A 13,664-nucleotide genomic window follows, 5' to 3' on the forward strand; every position below is an offset into this window, starting at 1 on the left:
GAACTATCTGCATGTTGGTTCCTTCTGAGTTTGTCGTGCGTTGTGCGGGGGTCGCCTGTGCCGCACCGAGAGCGGCCGGCCCTAGTGGGCCATCACGGGCTCGCCCTCGGACGGCTCCAGCGCCCGATTCGGAATCAGGCACGCGGCGATCACCGCACCGGCCACGAAGAACCCGGAGCCCCAGGCCAGAGTCGCCGTATAGCCCTCGACACCGGCCTGCGCCGCGGCCAGCGCGCTGGGCTTGTGCGAGGTCAGGTAGTCGGTCGCGGCCGACGAGGCAACGGTGGTCAACAACGCCGTGCTGATGGAGCCGCCGATTTGCTGACCGGTGTTGATCAGCGCCGAGGCAACACCCGAGTCCTCGGGGTGAATGCCCGAGGTCGCGCCCTGGAACGCGGTGCTCATCACCGCGCCGATGCCGAGCCCCAGCAGGATCAGCCCGGGCATGATGTGGGTGGCATAGGTGCTGTCCAGCTCGAGCCGGGTCAGCAGCGCCATACCGGCTGCGGCGACCAGGAAGCCGGCGCTGACGACGATCTTCGGGCCGACCTTGGGCAGCACCAGCGAAGGCATCGTGGTCGACGAAGTGACGACGGCCGCGACCATCGGCAGGAACGCCAGACCGGTCTTGATCGGCGAGTAGCCGAGGCTGGCCGCGAAGTAATAGGTCAGGAACAGGAAGATCGAGAACATCCCCATGCCCAGGACGAACACCGCCAGGAACGAGCCACCGCGGGTCCGGGCCAGCACCACTCGCAGCGGCAGCAGCGGATGCGCAACCGTGGACTCCAGCCAGACGAACACCACGAGCAGCACCACGCCGACGATCATGGAGCCGAGAGCGACCGGGTCGGTCCAACTGGTGGACTCTACGTGCGCGAACCCGTAGACGATCGCGAACAGCGCGGCGCTCACCGCGACGATGCCCGGAATGTCGAGTTTGGGCTTCTTGGTGATCGCGGGCTTGGCCAGCAGCAGCAACGCACCGATCAGGGCGGGGACCGCGAAGGCGACGTTCACGTACATCACCCAGCGCCACGACGCCCACTCGGTGAGCATGCCGCCGAGCAGCAGCCCGACCGCGCCGCCCGCACCGCCCAGGGCGCTGAAGATCCCGAAGGCTTTGGCCCTTTCGGCCGGCTCGGTGAAGGTCACGCTGAGCAGTGAGAGTGCGGCAGGCGCGAGCACTGCAGCGAAGAGCCCCTGGGCCACACGTGCCGGGACGAGGATCTCGAAACTGGAGGCTGAGCCGCCGAGAACGGACGCGGCCCCGAAACCCGCCAAGCCGATCACGAAGAGGGTACGTCGGCCCAACAGGTCACCGAGCCGGCCGCCGAGCAGCAGCAGGCTGCCGAACGCCAGCGCGTAACCCGTGATGACCCACTGCCGGCTGCCGTCGCTGAAGCCGAGGTCTTGTTGCGCCTCGGGCAGCGCGATGTTCACGACGGTCGCATCGAGCATGACCATGAGCTGTGCCATGCCTATGACGACCAGCACCCACCAGCGCACGGCATGGGAGCCGCGAAGGCCCGAGTCCTTCTTTCCGGAGGCAGGCGCCCCGCGGTCAACACTGGTACTCATTTCTCCCCTTGCTTGCTGGACATGACTGGTAGCCGTCTCGGCGGCTTCAAGACGGGCTTACCTCGGCCATCGCCCGGAGGGCCGCGTCGGTGTCCGCGGTGGCCAGCATCTTGTTGATGTCGATGCCGGCCAGTGCGCCGGCCGCTGCGGAGGCCCCGACCTGGGCGACGGGGTCGGTGACGTTGCCTGCCACCCACACACCCGGCACTTCGGTCGTGCCGGCCGGGCCGGAGGCGAAACCGCGGCCTATGTTCGGCAGGTCCTGCAGCGGCAGGCCCAGACCTTCCAGGCCCTGGGTGCGGGCCTGCGTCTGCGGGACGACGGCCAGGATGCGGCGGTCCACGACCTGCCCGTCGGCCAGGCGCACCCCGGCGATGGCACCGTCCTGGTCGTTGACGATCTCGGTGACCGGCGTGTCGATGACACGGATGCTGCGGGCGGCGAACCGGGCGCGGCTGTCCTCGTCCAGATCGGTGCCGTGGGTGAAGTAGATGAGGTCCTCGGTCAGCTGACGGAACAGAAACGCAGGGCCGATGGAGGCCGGGCCGGTGGCGAGGACGCCGATGGGCTCATCGCGCACCTCCCAGCCGTGGCAGTACGGGCAGTGCACCACACTGTGCCCCCAGTGCTCGGCGAGCCCAGGCACCTCCGGCAGCACATCCGTGAGCCCGGTGGCCACCAGGATGCGGCGAGCGGTGATGCTGCGGCCGTCGGCCAGGGTGACGCTGAACCGCAGGTCCCCGTCCGCCGACGGGGCGGCCGGCTCAGCCGAGACCACCTCGTCGTGCACGACGCGTCCGCCGTACTGACGCACCTGCTCCCGGCCCCGCCGAAGAACCTCCGACGGCGGGGTGCCGTCCAAGGCCAGCAAGCCATGCACGGCCTCCGCGGGCGCGTTGCGCGGCGAGCCGCTGTCGATCACGACGACCGAGCGGCGGGAGCGGGCCAGCATCAACGCACCGTTCAGCCCCGCGCCGCCGCCGCCGATCACCACCACGTCGACGGCCCCCTCGGGCAGTGCGTCGCTCGCGGAATCCTCGCCGACGGGCGTTCCCTCGGTCATGACTTCAACCTCCAAGCCGCCTTCGCGGCGTCGCGGTCCTGCAAACACAGACTGGTTATGTACTGAACTGTCAGAAACGTAGCCAGTTCTGTACTGAGTTGTCAAGAACGACGCGTTGGAGCTACCTTCTCCGTATGGCGAGACCACGAAGTTTCGACCGCGACCACGTCCTGCACGCCGCCGAACGGCAGTTCCGCACCACGGGCTACAACGGCACGAGCGTCGACGACATCAGCGCTGCCACCGGCATGGGCCGCGGCAGCCTCTACGCCACGTTCGACGGCAAGCACGGCGTGCTGCACCAGGCGATGTCCGTGTACTTCACCCGGCTGGCGCAAGGTGCACCGAAGGCGCTCGCCGGACCGGACGAGAGCGCCATGGAACGACTGCACGCGTACCTGCTCCGCGCCGTCCACGGGGTGCCACTCGCCGCCGACGTACCCCCCGCCCCTGACCGGGCGGCGGCGGCCTGCTTCGCCGCCAAGATGGCCATGGAAGTCGGCGCCTCCGACTCCGAGGTCAAACGCCTGGCCAACGACTGTTTCTCCGTGCTGATGACGGCAGTGGCCGACTGTGTGCGAGCGGCACAGCGCAACGGCGACCTCGACCCCGACGCGGACCCCGACGACCTCGCATACCTTCTGCTGACCATCGTCCGCGGCACCGACGTCGTAGGCGCCTACGGCCACAGCCCCGCCCGCCTGACCTCGATCGCGGAGAGCGCATTCGCCTTGCTGCCGCGCCCCCGCCACCGCTGAGAAGGGCACGGCCGGGTCTCGTTGCGACGCCCCTGGTGCGGACCCTGAAGCTGAGCGTTCCAGAAGTAGTGAGCAATTCAGCAGAGAATGCCGTCAGTCAGGCGAAGGAGACCCATGACCAGCATCCCGGTTCCCGACGAGATGACCCACTACTCGTCGCGACGCCGACGGGACGAGGCCGACGAGCTGGCGTGGCCGGTCTTGAGCGAGCATCTGCTGAGCCTGCTCCGATCGGGCGGTGAAGAGCTGCGCCCCGAAGCTGGCGAGTTGTTGTGGGATGCCGGAGACCCGTACGACCTGTACCTGGTGCTCGCCGGAGGGCTGCTCCTGGTAGATCGTCGGGAAGACCGGGTCGTCTGGGTCGTGGAGCCAGGCGACTTCGTCGGCGAGTTGGGCATGTTCATGGGCCAGCGATCCGTCTTTCAAGGTGTCGCCATGACCGGCACTGTGGTTCTCCGGGTGCACCTTGGGGAGCTGCGGCGACTCGTGGAGATCTCGGCCGAGCTGAGCGACGTTGTGCTGTCCGCGCTCGACGCCCGACGGCTCTTCCTGACGAGGAGGGGCGAGGGCGGTCTCGTCCTCGCCGGAGACGACGACCGCGATCTGCACCGGCTCCAGGAGTTCGCCGGACGCAACCAGATCCCCTACCGGACCGTGCTGCGCTCGGACCCCGTGGCGTGGGCCGAGCTGGCGAAGACGACCGCGCTGCCCGCGTCGGGTACGGCCGTGGTCACCGGCGAGCAAAGGGTCATGACCGCGCCGACGACGCGCGATCTCGCCAGCGCGCTCGGGATCGACTTGTGGGGCCTTGCCGACAACACTCGATGCGACGTGCTCGTCGTCGGCGCCGGACCAGCGGGCCTGGCGGCAGCGGTCTTCGGGGCATCCGAGGGCCTCGACGTGGTTGTCGTGGAAGACGTTGCCATCGGGGGCCAAGCGGGTAGCTCCTCGCGGATCGAGAACTATCTCGGCTTTCCACGAGGCGTGTCCGGGACCGAGCTGGCGCGGGCAGCGATGATGCAGGCCGTCAAATTCGGAACCCGGCTGGTCTCGCCCCGATCGATCACGGGCTTGACCCAGACGGCTTCAGGCTTCCGCGTCCGCCTTGACGACGAGCACGACATCGACGCGAGGGCCGTGATCATTGCCAGTGGGGCTCACTATCGACGTCTGGACGTGCCTGGGCTGGCCGACCTCGAGGGGCGGGGCGTCTACTACGCGGCGAGCGACCTCGAGGCCAAGGTCGTCTCAGACCAGAACGCTGTGGTTATCGGGGGCGCCAACTCGGCCGGCCAAGCCGCTCTGTTCCTGACCCGGCACGCCGCTCACGTCCACATCCTGATCCGGCGGGACGATCTGCGAGAGACAATGTCGGCCTACCTCGCGCAGCGTCTGACTCACCATGAGCGCGTCACCGTCCATCCCCGTGCGGAGCTCTGCGCGGTCAGTGGAGCGACGCGGCTGACAGGTGTGATGTGGCGAGACCACGCCCAGGAGGCCACTGTCCGACTCGACGCCGCCGGTCTCTTTTTAATGATCGGCGCGGAGCCACGCACCAACTGGCTGCACGGAGCAGGTGTGGAGCTCGACGGCAAGGGCTTCGTCGTGACTCGGGAGGGGTTCAATGCGTCATTGCCCGGGTTGTTCGCCGTGGGCGACGTACGCGCCGGATCGGTCAAACGAGTTGCCTCGGCCGTCGGCGAAGGCTCAGTGGTGGTCTCCGCTGTCCACGCCTACCTCGCCGACGCGAGCCGATCCTGACATCACAAGCATCACGGGGCTTGTCGTCGACCAGCCAAGTGAGCTTGGCACGGGCTACAACGGCACGGGCGCTGCCGGTGCGCTTGACGAGTTCAGTGAAGGAACCCGTCCCATTTCAACTCGAAGCGTGACTCGCCGGTCATGCCGTGCTCGCCTGGCAGTTGCTCAATCGCCTTGGCCAGCTCGAGCTGGACCGGCCCGGTGAGTTCGGGCGACAAGTTGCCCATGGCCACAGTCTCGCCCCGGCACACCGCCACGAGCACCCGCAGGCGCGTCCCAGTTCAGCAACAGCGCCGAGCCCCACGCTGGGTGTCGCGACTCTCGCACACCCTCGCCACGACCGGCGGCGGTCAGGCAGAGGCTGCGGTGGTTGTCCTCACTGATGTCGTCGCTGAGGTTCTTGTCGGGGTGGTCGGCAATGGCACAGCGGTTGGTCCAGCAGCGACGCGGCCGCTGCAGGCCAGACGGGTCATGAAGCGCCCAGACGCTCGCGTCGTGCGCACCTTCGAGCTCAATGTGGCCGAGGCGCGCGGCGCCGAGCCCGATGCCTTACTGCGCGCGTGGCAGAGTTGCCCAGGAACGCGCCGAACGAAAGGAGCCGATAGACGTGCGTGCAACGGGTGCCGACATTCCGGTCGTGGTGCTCTCGGATGGCGTGGTCACTCTCCGCCCTTGGTCGAGAGATGACGCCGGGTTCATGACGGAAGCGTTCGCCGATCCAGCGATCCGACGCTACAACGGGGCCCACGACCGTCTCGGACGACCGGCGCCGCCGCTCTCGATCGAGGACGCTGAAGCGATCATTGACGAGTTCGCGTCGAGCTGGCGGGCGTTCGGCGCGGCCGAGCCACCATCTGGTGTTGCATTCGCGATCACGAACGCAGCCTCTGGTGGCCTGGTCGGCTGCTGCGGCGTCGATAACTGGTCGAAGGCAGACGTAGCGCAGTTCGGCTATTGGATCGGGCCGAGAGCGCGCGGGCGCGGGTACGCGACTCGGGCGGTGGTTCTACTCACAAGGTGGTTGTTTGAGCTCGGCGCAGCTCGCGCCTTCCTGACGGTCGAGGCGGACAATGAAGCGTCAGCTGCGGTGGCCCGCCGAGCAGGGTTCCTGCACGAGGGAACGATGCGCGCACACAGCGTGTGGCTGGGCGAGCGCATCGACGTGATGTGGTTCGCGGCGCTGCCGCACGAATGGACGACGCGCGAGCCGGACCAACCAGCGTGATGTGCAATGCGATCGGAGCCGGGCTTGTCGAGTCCTTCGGCGAGGGCAACGAGTCGGTCATGCACGCCATGGCCCGAAGGCAATGCCTGACCCCAGCCTGACCCCAACGACCTGCATCGGCGAGCGGCCACGGCTCTTGGCCGAACCCAGCCTGTCCTTGGACCTCCGCCAGAGCATCGAGACATGGCTGGAACTCGAGGACGCAGGGCGGGCGCCGACTGCACCGGCAAACTGCGCGACCAGCTGGCGTCACTGCCACAGCTCGACAGCTCGACAGCTCGTCGGCCAAGCAATGGGCATCCTCATGGAGCGCTTCGACCTCGACGGCGATCGCGCCTTCACAATCCTCAAGCGCTACTCCCAAGACAACAACCGCAAACTGCGCGACGTCGCCCAAGAACTCATCGACAGCCGCAAGCTGCCCCGCTAACCAGAACAGCTCTACCAATCGCCCGCTGGCACCAGAGCCAGTCGTTTGACATGTTCAGTGAATGAATCCGTCCCACTTCGGCTCATATCTGCAGCCGCCCGGCAAAGCCGATTCCGCTGGAATCGACTCGACGGGCCTTGACCACTCGCGCCTTCGCCGGATTCCGCTTGATCGCCTCATCGTCAACAGCAACCTCCAGCGTCCCGTGCAGTACGAGGTACGCCGTACGCGCCGTAGACGCCCGAACCGCGCATCGAGCCCCGCCACCCCCGCCGCGATCTCCGAAGGCTTGCTCGTCCGACGAGCGGGGATACCCTCCGTCGACAGATACGCGATACTCGTCCGCCAGGTGATCTGCGACAGTCGTATGCGCGGATCGCGGCAGTTCCGGACGTCTCGGATGCCATCATGCGGCCATGACAAGACGCCTAGCTCAAGCCGGGAACACCGTCGTTCCGGCCATCCTGGCCATCGAGTCGCTCGGCTTTGAACTTGCCGCTGATGGAGACGGAGTCGTCGCGCACAGGGGTGACGAGGAGTACGTCGCGGACGATCCTCTTGCGCTCCTCGGATTGATCCGCTTGGTCGAGTTGCGCTCTTGGAGGTGGTACGCCAGCGACCAGGAGATCGATCTAACGCTCCGTCGGTTCGGCTGGCACTGACGCGCGCACATCAGCTTGGCCGCGCGTCACTCTCGGCGGCATGTGCGATCACTCGTAGACTGTCGCGGCCCTGAGAGCATCGTTTACGACTTCCCAGCCGTTGCCAGGCGGTACGGTTCGTCGATTCAGGTAGTAGCCGCCCGAATCGGCAAGCCAAGATGCGAAGGCTTCGAGGTACTCGTGGAGCGCTGCATTTGTCCACGGCGCACCCAAGGCCGCCTCTCCAGCGAGTTCACGGGCCGTTGCTATGACCCGATCCCGGCCCTTCGCCAGAGAGGCGGAAGGGCATCCACCAGCTGTGCACTCCTCGTCTACGTCAAACTCACCATGCTCGAACTCGTAGTGAAAGCACACGTAGTGCATCCGCTCGAAGACCTCGAACTGTGCTGCCGAGACCTTGACGGGTCGGTGGCATCGTCGGCACTCGAGATCCATGCCCGCAGCATGCCACGGGCCTTTCGCGGTTGATAGGCCGTTCGCGTGAACGCCCGCACATCGGCAGATCCGTGCGTTGCTCCGACACGTGGACAGATTTCTAGCGAACATCAGTTGGACATGTGTCGCGTATCTGTTGGCGGATCACATGGGGACTAGCGGGGATGTCCTCCGTCGACAGATGCGCGACACTCGTCCGTCAGATGATCTGCGCCAGCCGAAAGCTCGAATCGCGGCTGGGTGAGTGTCGCTGAGGACGTGAGCGTGTCGCGGGACATGGTGGCATTTGCTGCTCCGCAGGGTTGGGCGTGTGCGATGCTGCTCGCCGTGGAGAGCCGCGACGATTACGACTACGGGTGGCTGTTCGGTCTGGTCGATCCCGACCCGGCGGTCCGCGCTGCGGCCCTTCGCCGCTGCGAGGCGGACGTCAGTGACTGGCGGGATGCCCTGGATCGCAGCAACGCGGCGTACTGGGCCAACGGCGGCAGTTCCGACTTCTCGGATTCACCGGCCCTGGGGGCGGCCAGGGACCAGGCCGCGGCCGCCATGCGGGAAGCCCGGGACCGCGGCTTCTCCGGCATCCTGTCGGAATTCATCACCGAGAGCCGGCCTTTCGGCCGCCGGGATCCCACCACTCTGCGCCGTCTCGTGCCGTTCGCCGTGCTCTTCTTACAGTGGGAGGTCGCCTACCCGCAGGACTGGTGCTCGCCGCGGCCGCCATGGGGTCTCAAGAAGGACGTCCTACGGGGCCTTGCCGGCATCGAGATACCCCCAGACTCGCGGGCGGCGCTGGTCGAGCTGGTCGTGGCTTCGGTCCGCCGCGAGCACCGCTGCGAGGACCGCGGGTTTGTGCTGCTGGCGCGCCGACTGGACGGGCCCGACCTGCGCAATCCAGTCGCCCAATGCCTTGACTCGCCCGACCCGATCGTCGGCCTGCGAGCAGGCTTCCTTCTAGATGTCCTCGCCGATCCGAGCATGCCCCCGACAGTCGCAAGCTGGAAACGCTGGCTGGCATCAACCGCCACGTGACGCCCACGTGACGACACCCGCGCCGCGTCTACTGCAGCCGAATCAACGACTCACGACACTAGGGGAATCAACCGAACGGCTAGCTGCGGATCTCTGCACTCGACAGTGCACCGAGCTACGTGCGCTCAGGCGCAGGGCCCCGAGCGGACGCAGCTTGGGGGCGGAACGCCGCCCGACTCAGTGAGGTGGATCGGGCAGCGCTCCCGGTGGAGCGGCGGAACGGACGCGGAGTGCAGGGGACTTGAGGAGAACGAGGGATGCCCCCTCAGCACGTCCGCTCCGCCGGCTTGATGGCGATCAGGACGTCGTGGGTGCAGTGGCGGAGATGGTCTCTGATCTGCGCGGGGTGCCCAAGTACGGCGAGGTGGTGCAGCGTTGGAACGACGAGCGGCTGCCCGTCGGACTCCAGGAGCGATTCGAGAAGGTCGAAGGCCGCGGTGGGCGGTCCGGGTTCCTCGACGTACACCTTGATGAGCTGGAGCCCGTGCTCGGTCGCGAACGCCTTCAGCCGTCGATGGATCGCGAGGAGCTCGCCGGCATTGCGCACGAAGGACATCGAGATGAACCCGAGGGCTGGGGTAGCCGACATCTGCAGCACCTGTTCCTTACGGCGCGGTGCCTAGCCGCCGACCACGATGGTGATGCCATTCGATTCAAGGCGTTGCTTCACCGACGACGGATCGCCCGCAACCTCGAGGTGCTGGACGTGGGGCGTGATGATCATTCGCTGTGCCTCCTGCATCACGACCGCGAGCAGATCGTGAAACGCCTCGGGCGACGTCTCGATCTCCTCGACGTGAATCGCTACGAGCTGAACGCCACGACTCTGAGCAGCGTCGACGACGAGCTTCCGAGCGCTGGCCAACTCTGTCTCGTTCATCAGGAAGTGCTTCCGGATGTAGCCGTACGCCCGCATGGCGTTGCCCCGCTCGTGCTGATCGGTACTTGAAATGGTGCTGGTCATCTGTCCCGCTGCCCTGTCATTCGTTCCGGCCGGAAAGGTCGCGGAACAGGTCGGTGAGCATTGCGATCGTCAGCCCCGTGGTCAGGCAGATCACGATGAACAGTGGCGTCGTCATGGTGGGCGTCCTTTGTCAGTGGATGTAACACTCTGTGTCCACACCATGGCGCTGTGACGGCGGCCACCACTACAAGCTGTGCTCATCGAGCCGACCTATCGGCCGAGCCGATAGACGCACCGGATGCGCTCGGGCTAACTTCACAGAGCCGCCTAGAGACAAGGAGTGACGATGACGGCATCGCAGCCGCAGCTCGACTCGTCCTGGTGGGATCAGGCGGAGCTGCGTCCTGTCCTGGCGTCGCGTGACGTTGCGGGCATCTTCCGCTGGCTGCAGCGGCACGGCTGGAGTCAAACGCAGATCGGAGCCCGCACCTATCAGTCCCAGGGCGAGGTCTCAGAGATCCTCAACGGTCGCCAGGTAAAGGCGTACGACGTCCTTGAACGTGTCGCCGACGCGTTCGAGATTCCGCGCGGACGGATGGGGCTCGCATACAGCTCATCTGCCGAGGGGGAGAGCGACAAGTCGAGTGAACTGACCTGCGAGGATCGCCGGGACTTCGCCGGCGCGGTTGCGAGCGTCGCGTTCGGCTCCGTCAGTGACCAGGCACGGAAGTGGCTTCCCGAGGTGCCGAACAGTTTGGCCGCGGTACCGCCTGTGATCACCGATTCTGACGTCGAACAAGTCGGGTCGATGACCCTAGAGTTCCGGAAGCTCGATCAGCGCTATGGCGGGGGAGCAGCGGTTGACGCGGCCCGCGGTTTCTATGGGTACGCGCGGCGGATGATCCACTCGACCGCGGACCAACGCACCCACCGGGACCTCAAGGTGTCTCTAGCGGATTTCAGCAGCATGCTCGGTTGGTCGTTCCACGACATCGGCGATCAAGCAGCGGCTCGACGCTTCCTGATGAACGCTCTCGTCCTCGCCAAAGATGCCGATGAGCCCTCCCTCGCAGCTTCGATCCTGTATCGGTTCGGTCGGGTCAGCATGCAAGAAGCCCAACCAGTCGAGGCTCTGAAGATGCTCCAGCTTGGCCAGCTCGCGGCACAGGACGCAGGCGATCCAGCCGAGGTCGCACGACTGCACGCCAACGAAGCGCTCGCCTACGCGATGCTCGGCAAGCACGATCACGTCCTCGACGCATTCGCTCGTGCAGAACACGAGATGGGCCGTGCCGACAGAGCCGGGTGTCACCGTGGACGACGCTGTATTTCACGCCAGGCGACTACACCGGCCATCAGGCGTTGGTCTACAACTCGCTGTCTGGTTACGCAAAGGACGAGACACAAGCCCGCCAGTACGCCGTACGCGCTGTCGAATTCGCGCAACAGGCCATCACCGAGTCCGGCCCGGACAGATCGCGCCGAAGCCGCACCTTCAACCGAATCATCTTGTCGACGAACCTGCTGCGTACGAACGAACTGGACGCCGGCGTCGACATAGCTCGCGACGTGATCAAGGTAGCCCAAGTCCTCCGCAGCGGCCGCGGCCTCAGCCGGCTCGCGGAGATCGGCACCGCAGCGTCGCACCATTCCGGTAGCTCCGACGCCGTCGACTTGCTCCACCATCTCGAATCCGTCCGCATAACCGCGCCGAAGGCCCTCACCGCATGACGAACCTGTCCCCAGAGCTCGACCAGCGGCTCAAGCACGCCCTCAAAGGAATCTGCCAAGAAGCAGGCCTTCTCCCGGACGAAGCCGAACTCATCAAGTACACGAACAACGCCGTGTACCGACTTCCCAGCCAAGGCGTCGTCGTCAGGTTCGGCGCCGGCGACCTCGCCAGCCAACGCGCCGACCACGTCGCCCGAATCGCCACCTGGCTCGAGCATCATGATGCGCCAGCCGTCAGGCTCGCTTCAGATCTGACCCAGCCAGTCCTGTTCGAGAACTACTCGGCCACCATTTGGCAACTCCTCGAAGGCAGCAACCCGGCGTGGACCGGCGCCGCGCTGGCAGCACCATTACTCGGCTGGCACAAACTAGAACCGATGCCCGACCTCAAGGCCTGGGATCCCTTCAGCAGCGCACGCAGCCGCCTCGCGTTGGCCGACGACCTAACCGCTGACGACCACGCCTGGCTCACCGAACAGTGGGCGAATACCGAAGCCGACTACCGAGACCTCACTCCGACCTCCAGGTGGGCCTACTCCACGGAGACGCCTACATAGGGAACCTGCTGAGGGAGCCGACCGGCCGCTTCGTCCTTTGCGACTTCGACGGCACCAGCATTGGCCCTCTCGCCTACGACCTAGTAGTAGCCGCCGTCAGCGCCCTCCGCTTCGGCGCCACCCAAGACCACGATGCCCTAGCCGCCACCTACGGCCTGGACGTCACCACCCTTCCCTCCTGGCCCACCCTCCGACGGATCCGAGAGCTAGTCCTAGTCACCAGCGTCATCACTGACCTCCGCAACCGCCCCGACATCGCCAAGGTCCACGCGCACCGGCTAGCCACGCTCCGATCGGGAGCTGACGAACTGTGGCACCGCTACAAGTAGCGGCTCAGAAGAGGGTCGGGGACGCCTCAACCGCCGCCTTGTTTGATGCGGTCTTGCCAGCTGTCGTATCCAGCAGTTCGGCGAGTGTGAGCCGCTCGTGGCCGGGAGGCGTCGCCAAATGCGCCAGCAGCCGGGCGCAGACCAGCGCGTCGTAGGTCGCGCGGTGCGGCACCAGGTCGGCCGCAAGCCCTCTGGCTAGCCCGAACGCGTCGACGAGCGCCCCGAGCGTGTACGAGTCGCGGCCCGGAAGCAGTCGTCGCGCGAGCTTGAGAGTGTCCACGACACGCGCGGGTTGGAAGCCAGGCAGTTCGCGGCGGAGCACTCCGAGATCGACACCGGCGTTGTGGGCAACGAACGCCTTGCCACTCAGCGCCTGGCGCAGTTCTGGTTCGACGCCGGCAATGGCCGGAGCGTCGACGACTTGGTCGTCCGTGATCTTGTGGAAGCGTCGCACCATCGGAGTGATCGGCCGTGGCGGGCGAACCAACCAGCTCTGCGGCTGGCCGATCAAGCCGCCCTTGATCGCCACAATCGAGATCTCAACCAGATCCGGTGGCCGCTGCCCATTGCCCTCTACGTCGACAACGGCGTAGTCGAAGGCCGTCCACAGGTCCGTAGGTTGCGCCATTCTTCGTCGCCCACCCTCCGATGATCGTGCCGCGGCGCGGTCGCGTGTGTGTGCCGGTCTGTGGTGTGGACGTGTCGAGCCACTCCAAGTCTGCCGCCGCCGGCAGGTCCGGCGCTGCGTCCGAACCGGCGCGCGTCGGGCGCAACTGGTGGGCCACCGCACCCAACATCCGGCTGGACCTGAACTGCTTCAAGGCGCAAAGCCAGGACGGATCAGTGCTCGTGGCTCGCCAGACTTGGCCGATTTCAGCCCCAAGATCCATGGGGCCGCCGAGGCCACGGCATCGCGGCGATCAAGCGTTCCTGTGCTGAATCGCCCCGGGTGTGGTGGAGGCTCTCAATCCATGGAGGATGAGAGTTATGGCGGCACCGAGGAAGTAGGCGACGAGCTGCGTGAGTGGGCGACGCGGATGGTCGTGGAAGCGCGCAAGGACCCGGCGACGAGGGCGGGAGCAATCCCGCGGATCGCTGAGCAGTTCGGTGTGCATCGCGAGACGTTGCGGGGGTGGGTCCGGCAGGCCGAGATCGACGAGGGGACGCGCGCGGGGACCACGACCGGCGACGCGGAGCGG

General features: G+C 66.5%; 15 protein-coding genes and 2 pseudogenes. 10 read left to right on the plus strand and 7 right to left on the minus strand.

What is annotated here, in order from left to right:
- Nucleotides 1–81 precede the first annotated feature (81 nt).
- Both AB0M51_RS07385 and AB0M51_RS07390 read right to left on the minus strand, forming a co-directional pair.
- Complete coding sequence (locus AB0M51_RS07385; protein ID WP_363748462.1) at nt 82–1,581, minus strand: MFS transporter; 1,500 nt, start codon at nt 1,579–1,581, stop codon at nt 82–84.
- A 46-nt stretch (nt 1,582–1,627) separates the two neighbouring features.
- Nucleotides 1,628–2,644: an NAD(P)/FAD-dependent oxidoreductase gene (locus AB0M51_RS07390; protein WP_363748464.1), complete on the minus strand. Its 1,017-nt coding sequence runs from the start codon at nt 2,642–2,644 to the stop codon at nt 1,628–1,630.
- Nucleotides 2,645–2,778: 134 nt separating this feature from the next.
- On the opposite strand from AB0M51_RS07390, the gene AB0M51_RS07395 reads away from it, so the two are divergent.
- Together AB0M51_RS07395 and AB0M51_RS07400 are read left to right on the plus strand one after the other, a co-directional pair.
- Nucleotides 2,779–3,402, plus strand: a complete 624-nt coding sequence (locus tag AB0M51_RS07395) for a TetR/AcrR family transcriptional regulator (RefSeq protein WP_331526633.1) — start codon at nt 2,779–2,781, stop codon at nt 3,400–3,402.
- A gap of 114 nt (nt 3,403–3,516) precedes the next feature.
- Nucleotides 3,517–5,163 (plus strand): FAD-dependent oxidoreductase, encoded by a 1,647-nt coding sequence (locus AB0M51_RS07400; protein WP_363748466.1) that lies wholly within the window; start codon nt 3,517–3,519, stop codon nt 5,161–5,163.
- Between the two features lie 92 nt (nt 5,164–5,255).
- On the opposite strand, the gene AB0M51_RS07405 is transcribed toward AB0M51_RS07400, so the two are convergent.
- Nucleotides 5,256–5,390 (minus strand): hypothetical protein, encoded by a 135-nt coding sequence (locus AB0M51_RS07405; RefSeq protein ID WP_331526631.1) that lies wholly within the window; start codon nt 5,388–5,390, stop codon nt 5,256–5,258.
- Nucleotides 5,391–5,770: 380 nt separating this feature from the next.
- On the opposite strand from AB0M51_RS07405, the gene AB0M51_RS07410 reads away from it, so the two are divergent.
- The 3 genes and pseudogenes from AB0M51_RS07410 to AB0M51_RS07420 all read left to right on the plus strand — a co-directional run bounded on the left by AB0M51_RS07410 (nt 5,771) and on the right by AB0M51_RS07420 (nt 7,480).
- Complete coding sequence (locus AB0M51_RS07410; RefSeq protein WP_363748469.1) at nt 5,771–6,388, plus strand: GNAT family protein; 618 nt, start codon at nt 5,771–5,773, stop codon at nt 6,386–6,388.
- A gap of 268 nt (nt 6,389–6,656) precedes the next feature.
- Nucleotides 6,657–6,818: pseudogene (locus tag AB0M51_RS07415) on the plus strand (ANTAR domain-containing protein); the annotation flags it as partial.
- Between the two features lie 416 nt (nt 6,819–7,234).
- Complete coding sequence (locus AB0M51_RS07420; protein ID WP_363748471.1) at nt 7,235–7,480, plus strand: hypothetical protein; 246 nt, start codon at nt 7,235–7,237, stop codon at nt 7,478–7,480.
- Nucleotides 7,481–7,528: 48 nt separating this feature from the next.
- Here the strand turns inward: AB0M51_RS07420 and AB0M51_RS07425 are convergent, their stop codons facing one another.
- Complete coding sequence (locus AB0M51_RS07425; protein ID WP_363748473.1) at nt 7,529–7,915, minus strand: hypothetical protein; 387 nt, start codon at nt 7,913–7,915, stop codon at nt 7,529–7,531.
- 315 nt (nt 7,916–8,230) lie between these two features.
- On the opposite strand from AB0M51_RS07425, the gene AB0M51_RS07430 reads away from it, so the two are divergent.
- On the plus strand, nt 8,231–8,944 hold the full coding sequence (locus AB0M51_RS07430) for a hypothetical protein (protein ID WP_363748475.1): 714 nt from the start codon (nt 8,231–8,233) through the stop codon (nt 8,942–8,944).
- Between the two features lie 265 nt (nt 8,945–9,209).
- Here AB0M51_RS07430 and AB0M51_RS07435 read toward each other — a convergent pair whose 3' ends face one another.
- Complete coding sequence (locus AB0M51_RS07435) at nt 9,210–9,533, minus strand: hypothetical protein (RefSeq protein ID WP_363748477.1); 324 nt, start codon at nt 9,531–9,533, stop codon at nt 9,210–9,212.
- A gap of 30 nt (nt 9,534–9,563) precedes the next feature.
- Nucleotides 9,564–9,908, minus strand: a complete 345-nt coding sequence (locus AB0M51_RS07440; RefSeq protein WP_363748479.1) for a hypothetical protein — start codon at nt 9,906–9,908, stop codon at nt 9,564–9,566.
- 286 nt (nt 9,909–10,194) lie between these two features.
- On the opposite strand from AB0M51_RS07440, the gene AB0M51_RS07445 reads away from it, so the two are divergent.
- The 3 genes from AB0M51_RS07445 (at nt 10,195) to AB0M51_RS07455 (ending at nt 12,465) form a co-directional block, all read left to right on the plus strand.
- A complete protein-coding gene (locus tag AB0M51_RS07445) occupies nt 10,195–11,409 on the plus strand; it encodes a helix-turn-helix transcriptional regulator (protein WP_363748481.1) in 1,215 nt (404 codons plus the stop codon).
- 166 nt (nt 11,410–11,575) lie between these two features.
- On the plus strand, nt 11,576–12,136 hold the full coding sequence (locus tag AB0M51_RS07450; RefSeq protein ID WP_363748483.1) for a hypothetical protein: 561 nt from the start codon (nt 11,576–11,578) through the stop codon (nt 12,134–12,136).
- Nucleotides 12,106–12,465 carry a phosphotransferase gene (locus tag AB0M51_RS07455; RefSeq protein ID WP_363748485.1) on the plus strand — a complete coding sequence of 120 codons (360 nt, stop codon included), beginning with the start codon at nt 12,106–12,108 and terminating at the stop codon, nt 12,463–12,465. Before AB0M51_RS07450 ends, AB0M51_RS07455 begins: the two co-directional genes overlap by 31 nt.
- A 4-nt stretch (nt 12,466–12,469) precedes the next feature.
- Here the strand turns inward: AB0M51_RS07455 and AB0M51_RS07460 are convergent, their stop codons facing one another.
- On the minus strand, nt 12,470–13,093 hold the full coding sequence (locus tag AB0M51_RS07460; RefSeq protein WP_363748487.1) for a 3'-5' exonuclease: 624 nt from the start codon (nt 13,091–13,093) through the stop codon (nt 12,470–12,472).
- A 343-nt stretch (nt 13,094–13,436) separates the two neighbouring features.
- Here AB0M51_RS07460 and AB0M51_RS07465 point away from each other — a divergent pair.
- Nucleotides 13,437–13,664 (plus strand): annotated as a pseudogene (locus AB0M51_RS07465) (IS3 family transposase); the annotation flags it as partial.

The sequence above is a fragment of the Kribbella sp. NPDC051137 genome (genome assembly GCF_040682535.1).
GTDB lineage: Bacteria > Actinomycetota > Actinomycetes > Propionibacteriales > Kribbellaceae > Kribbella > Kribbella karoonensis.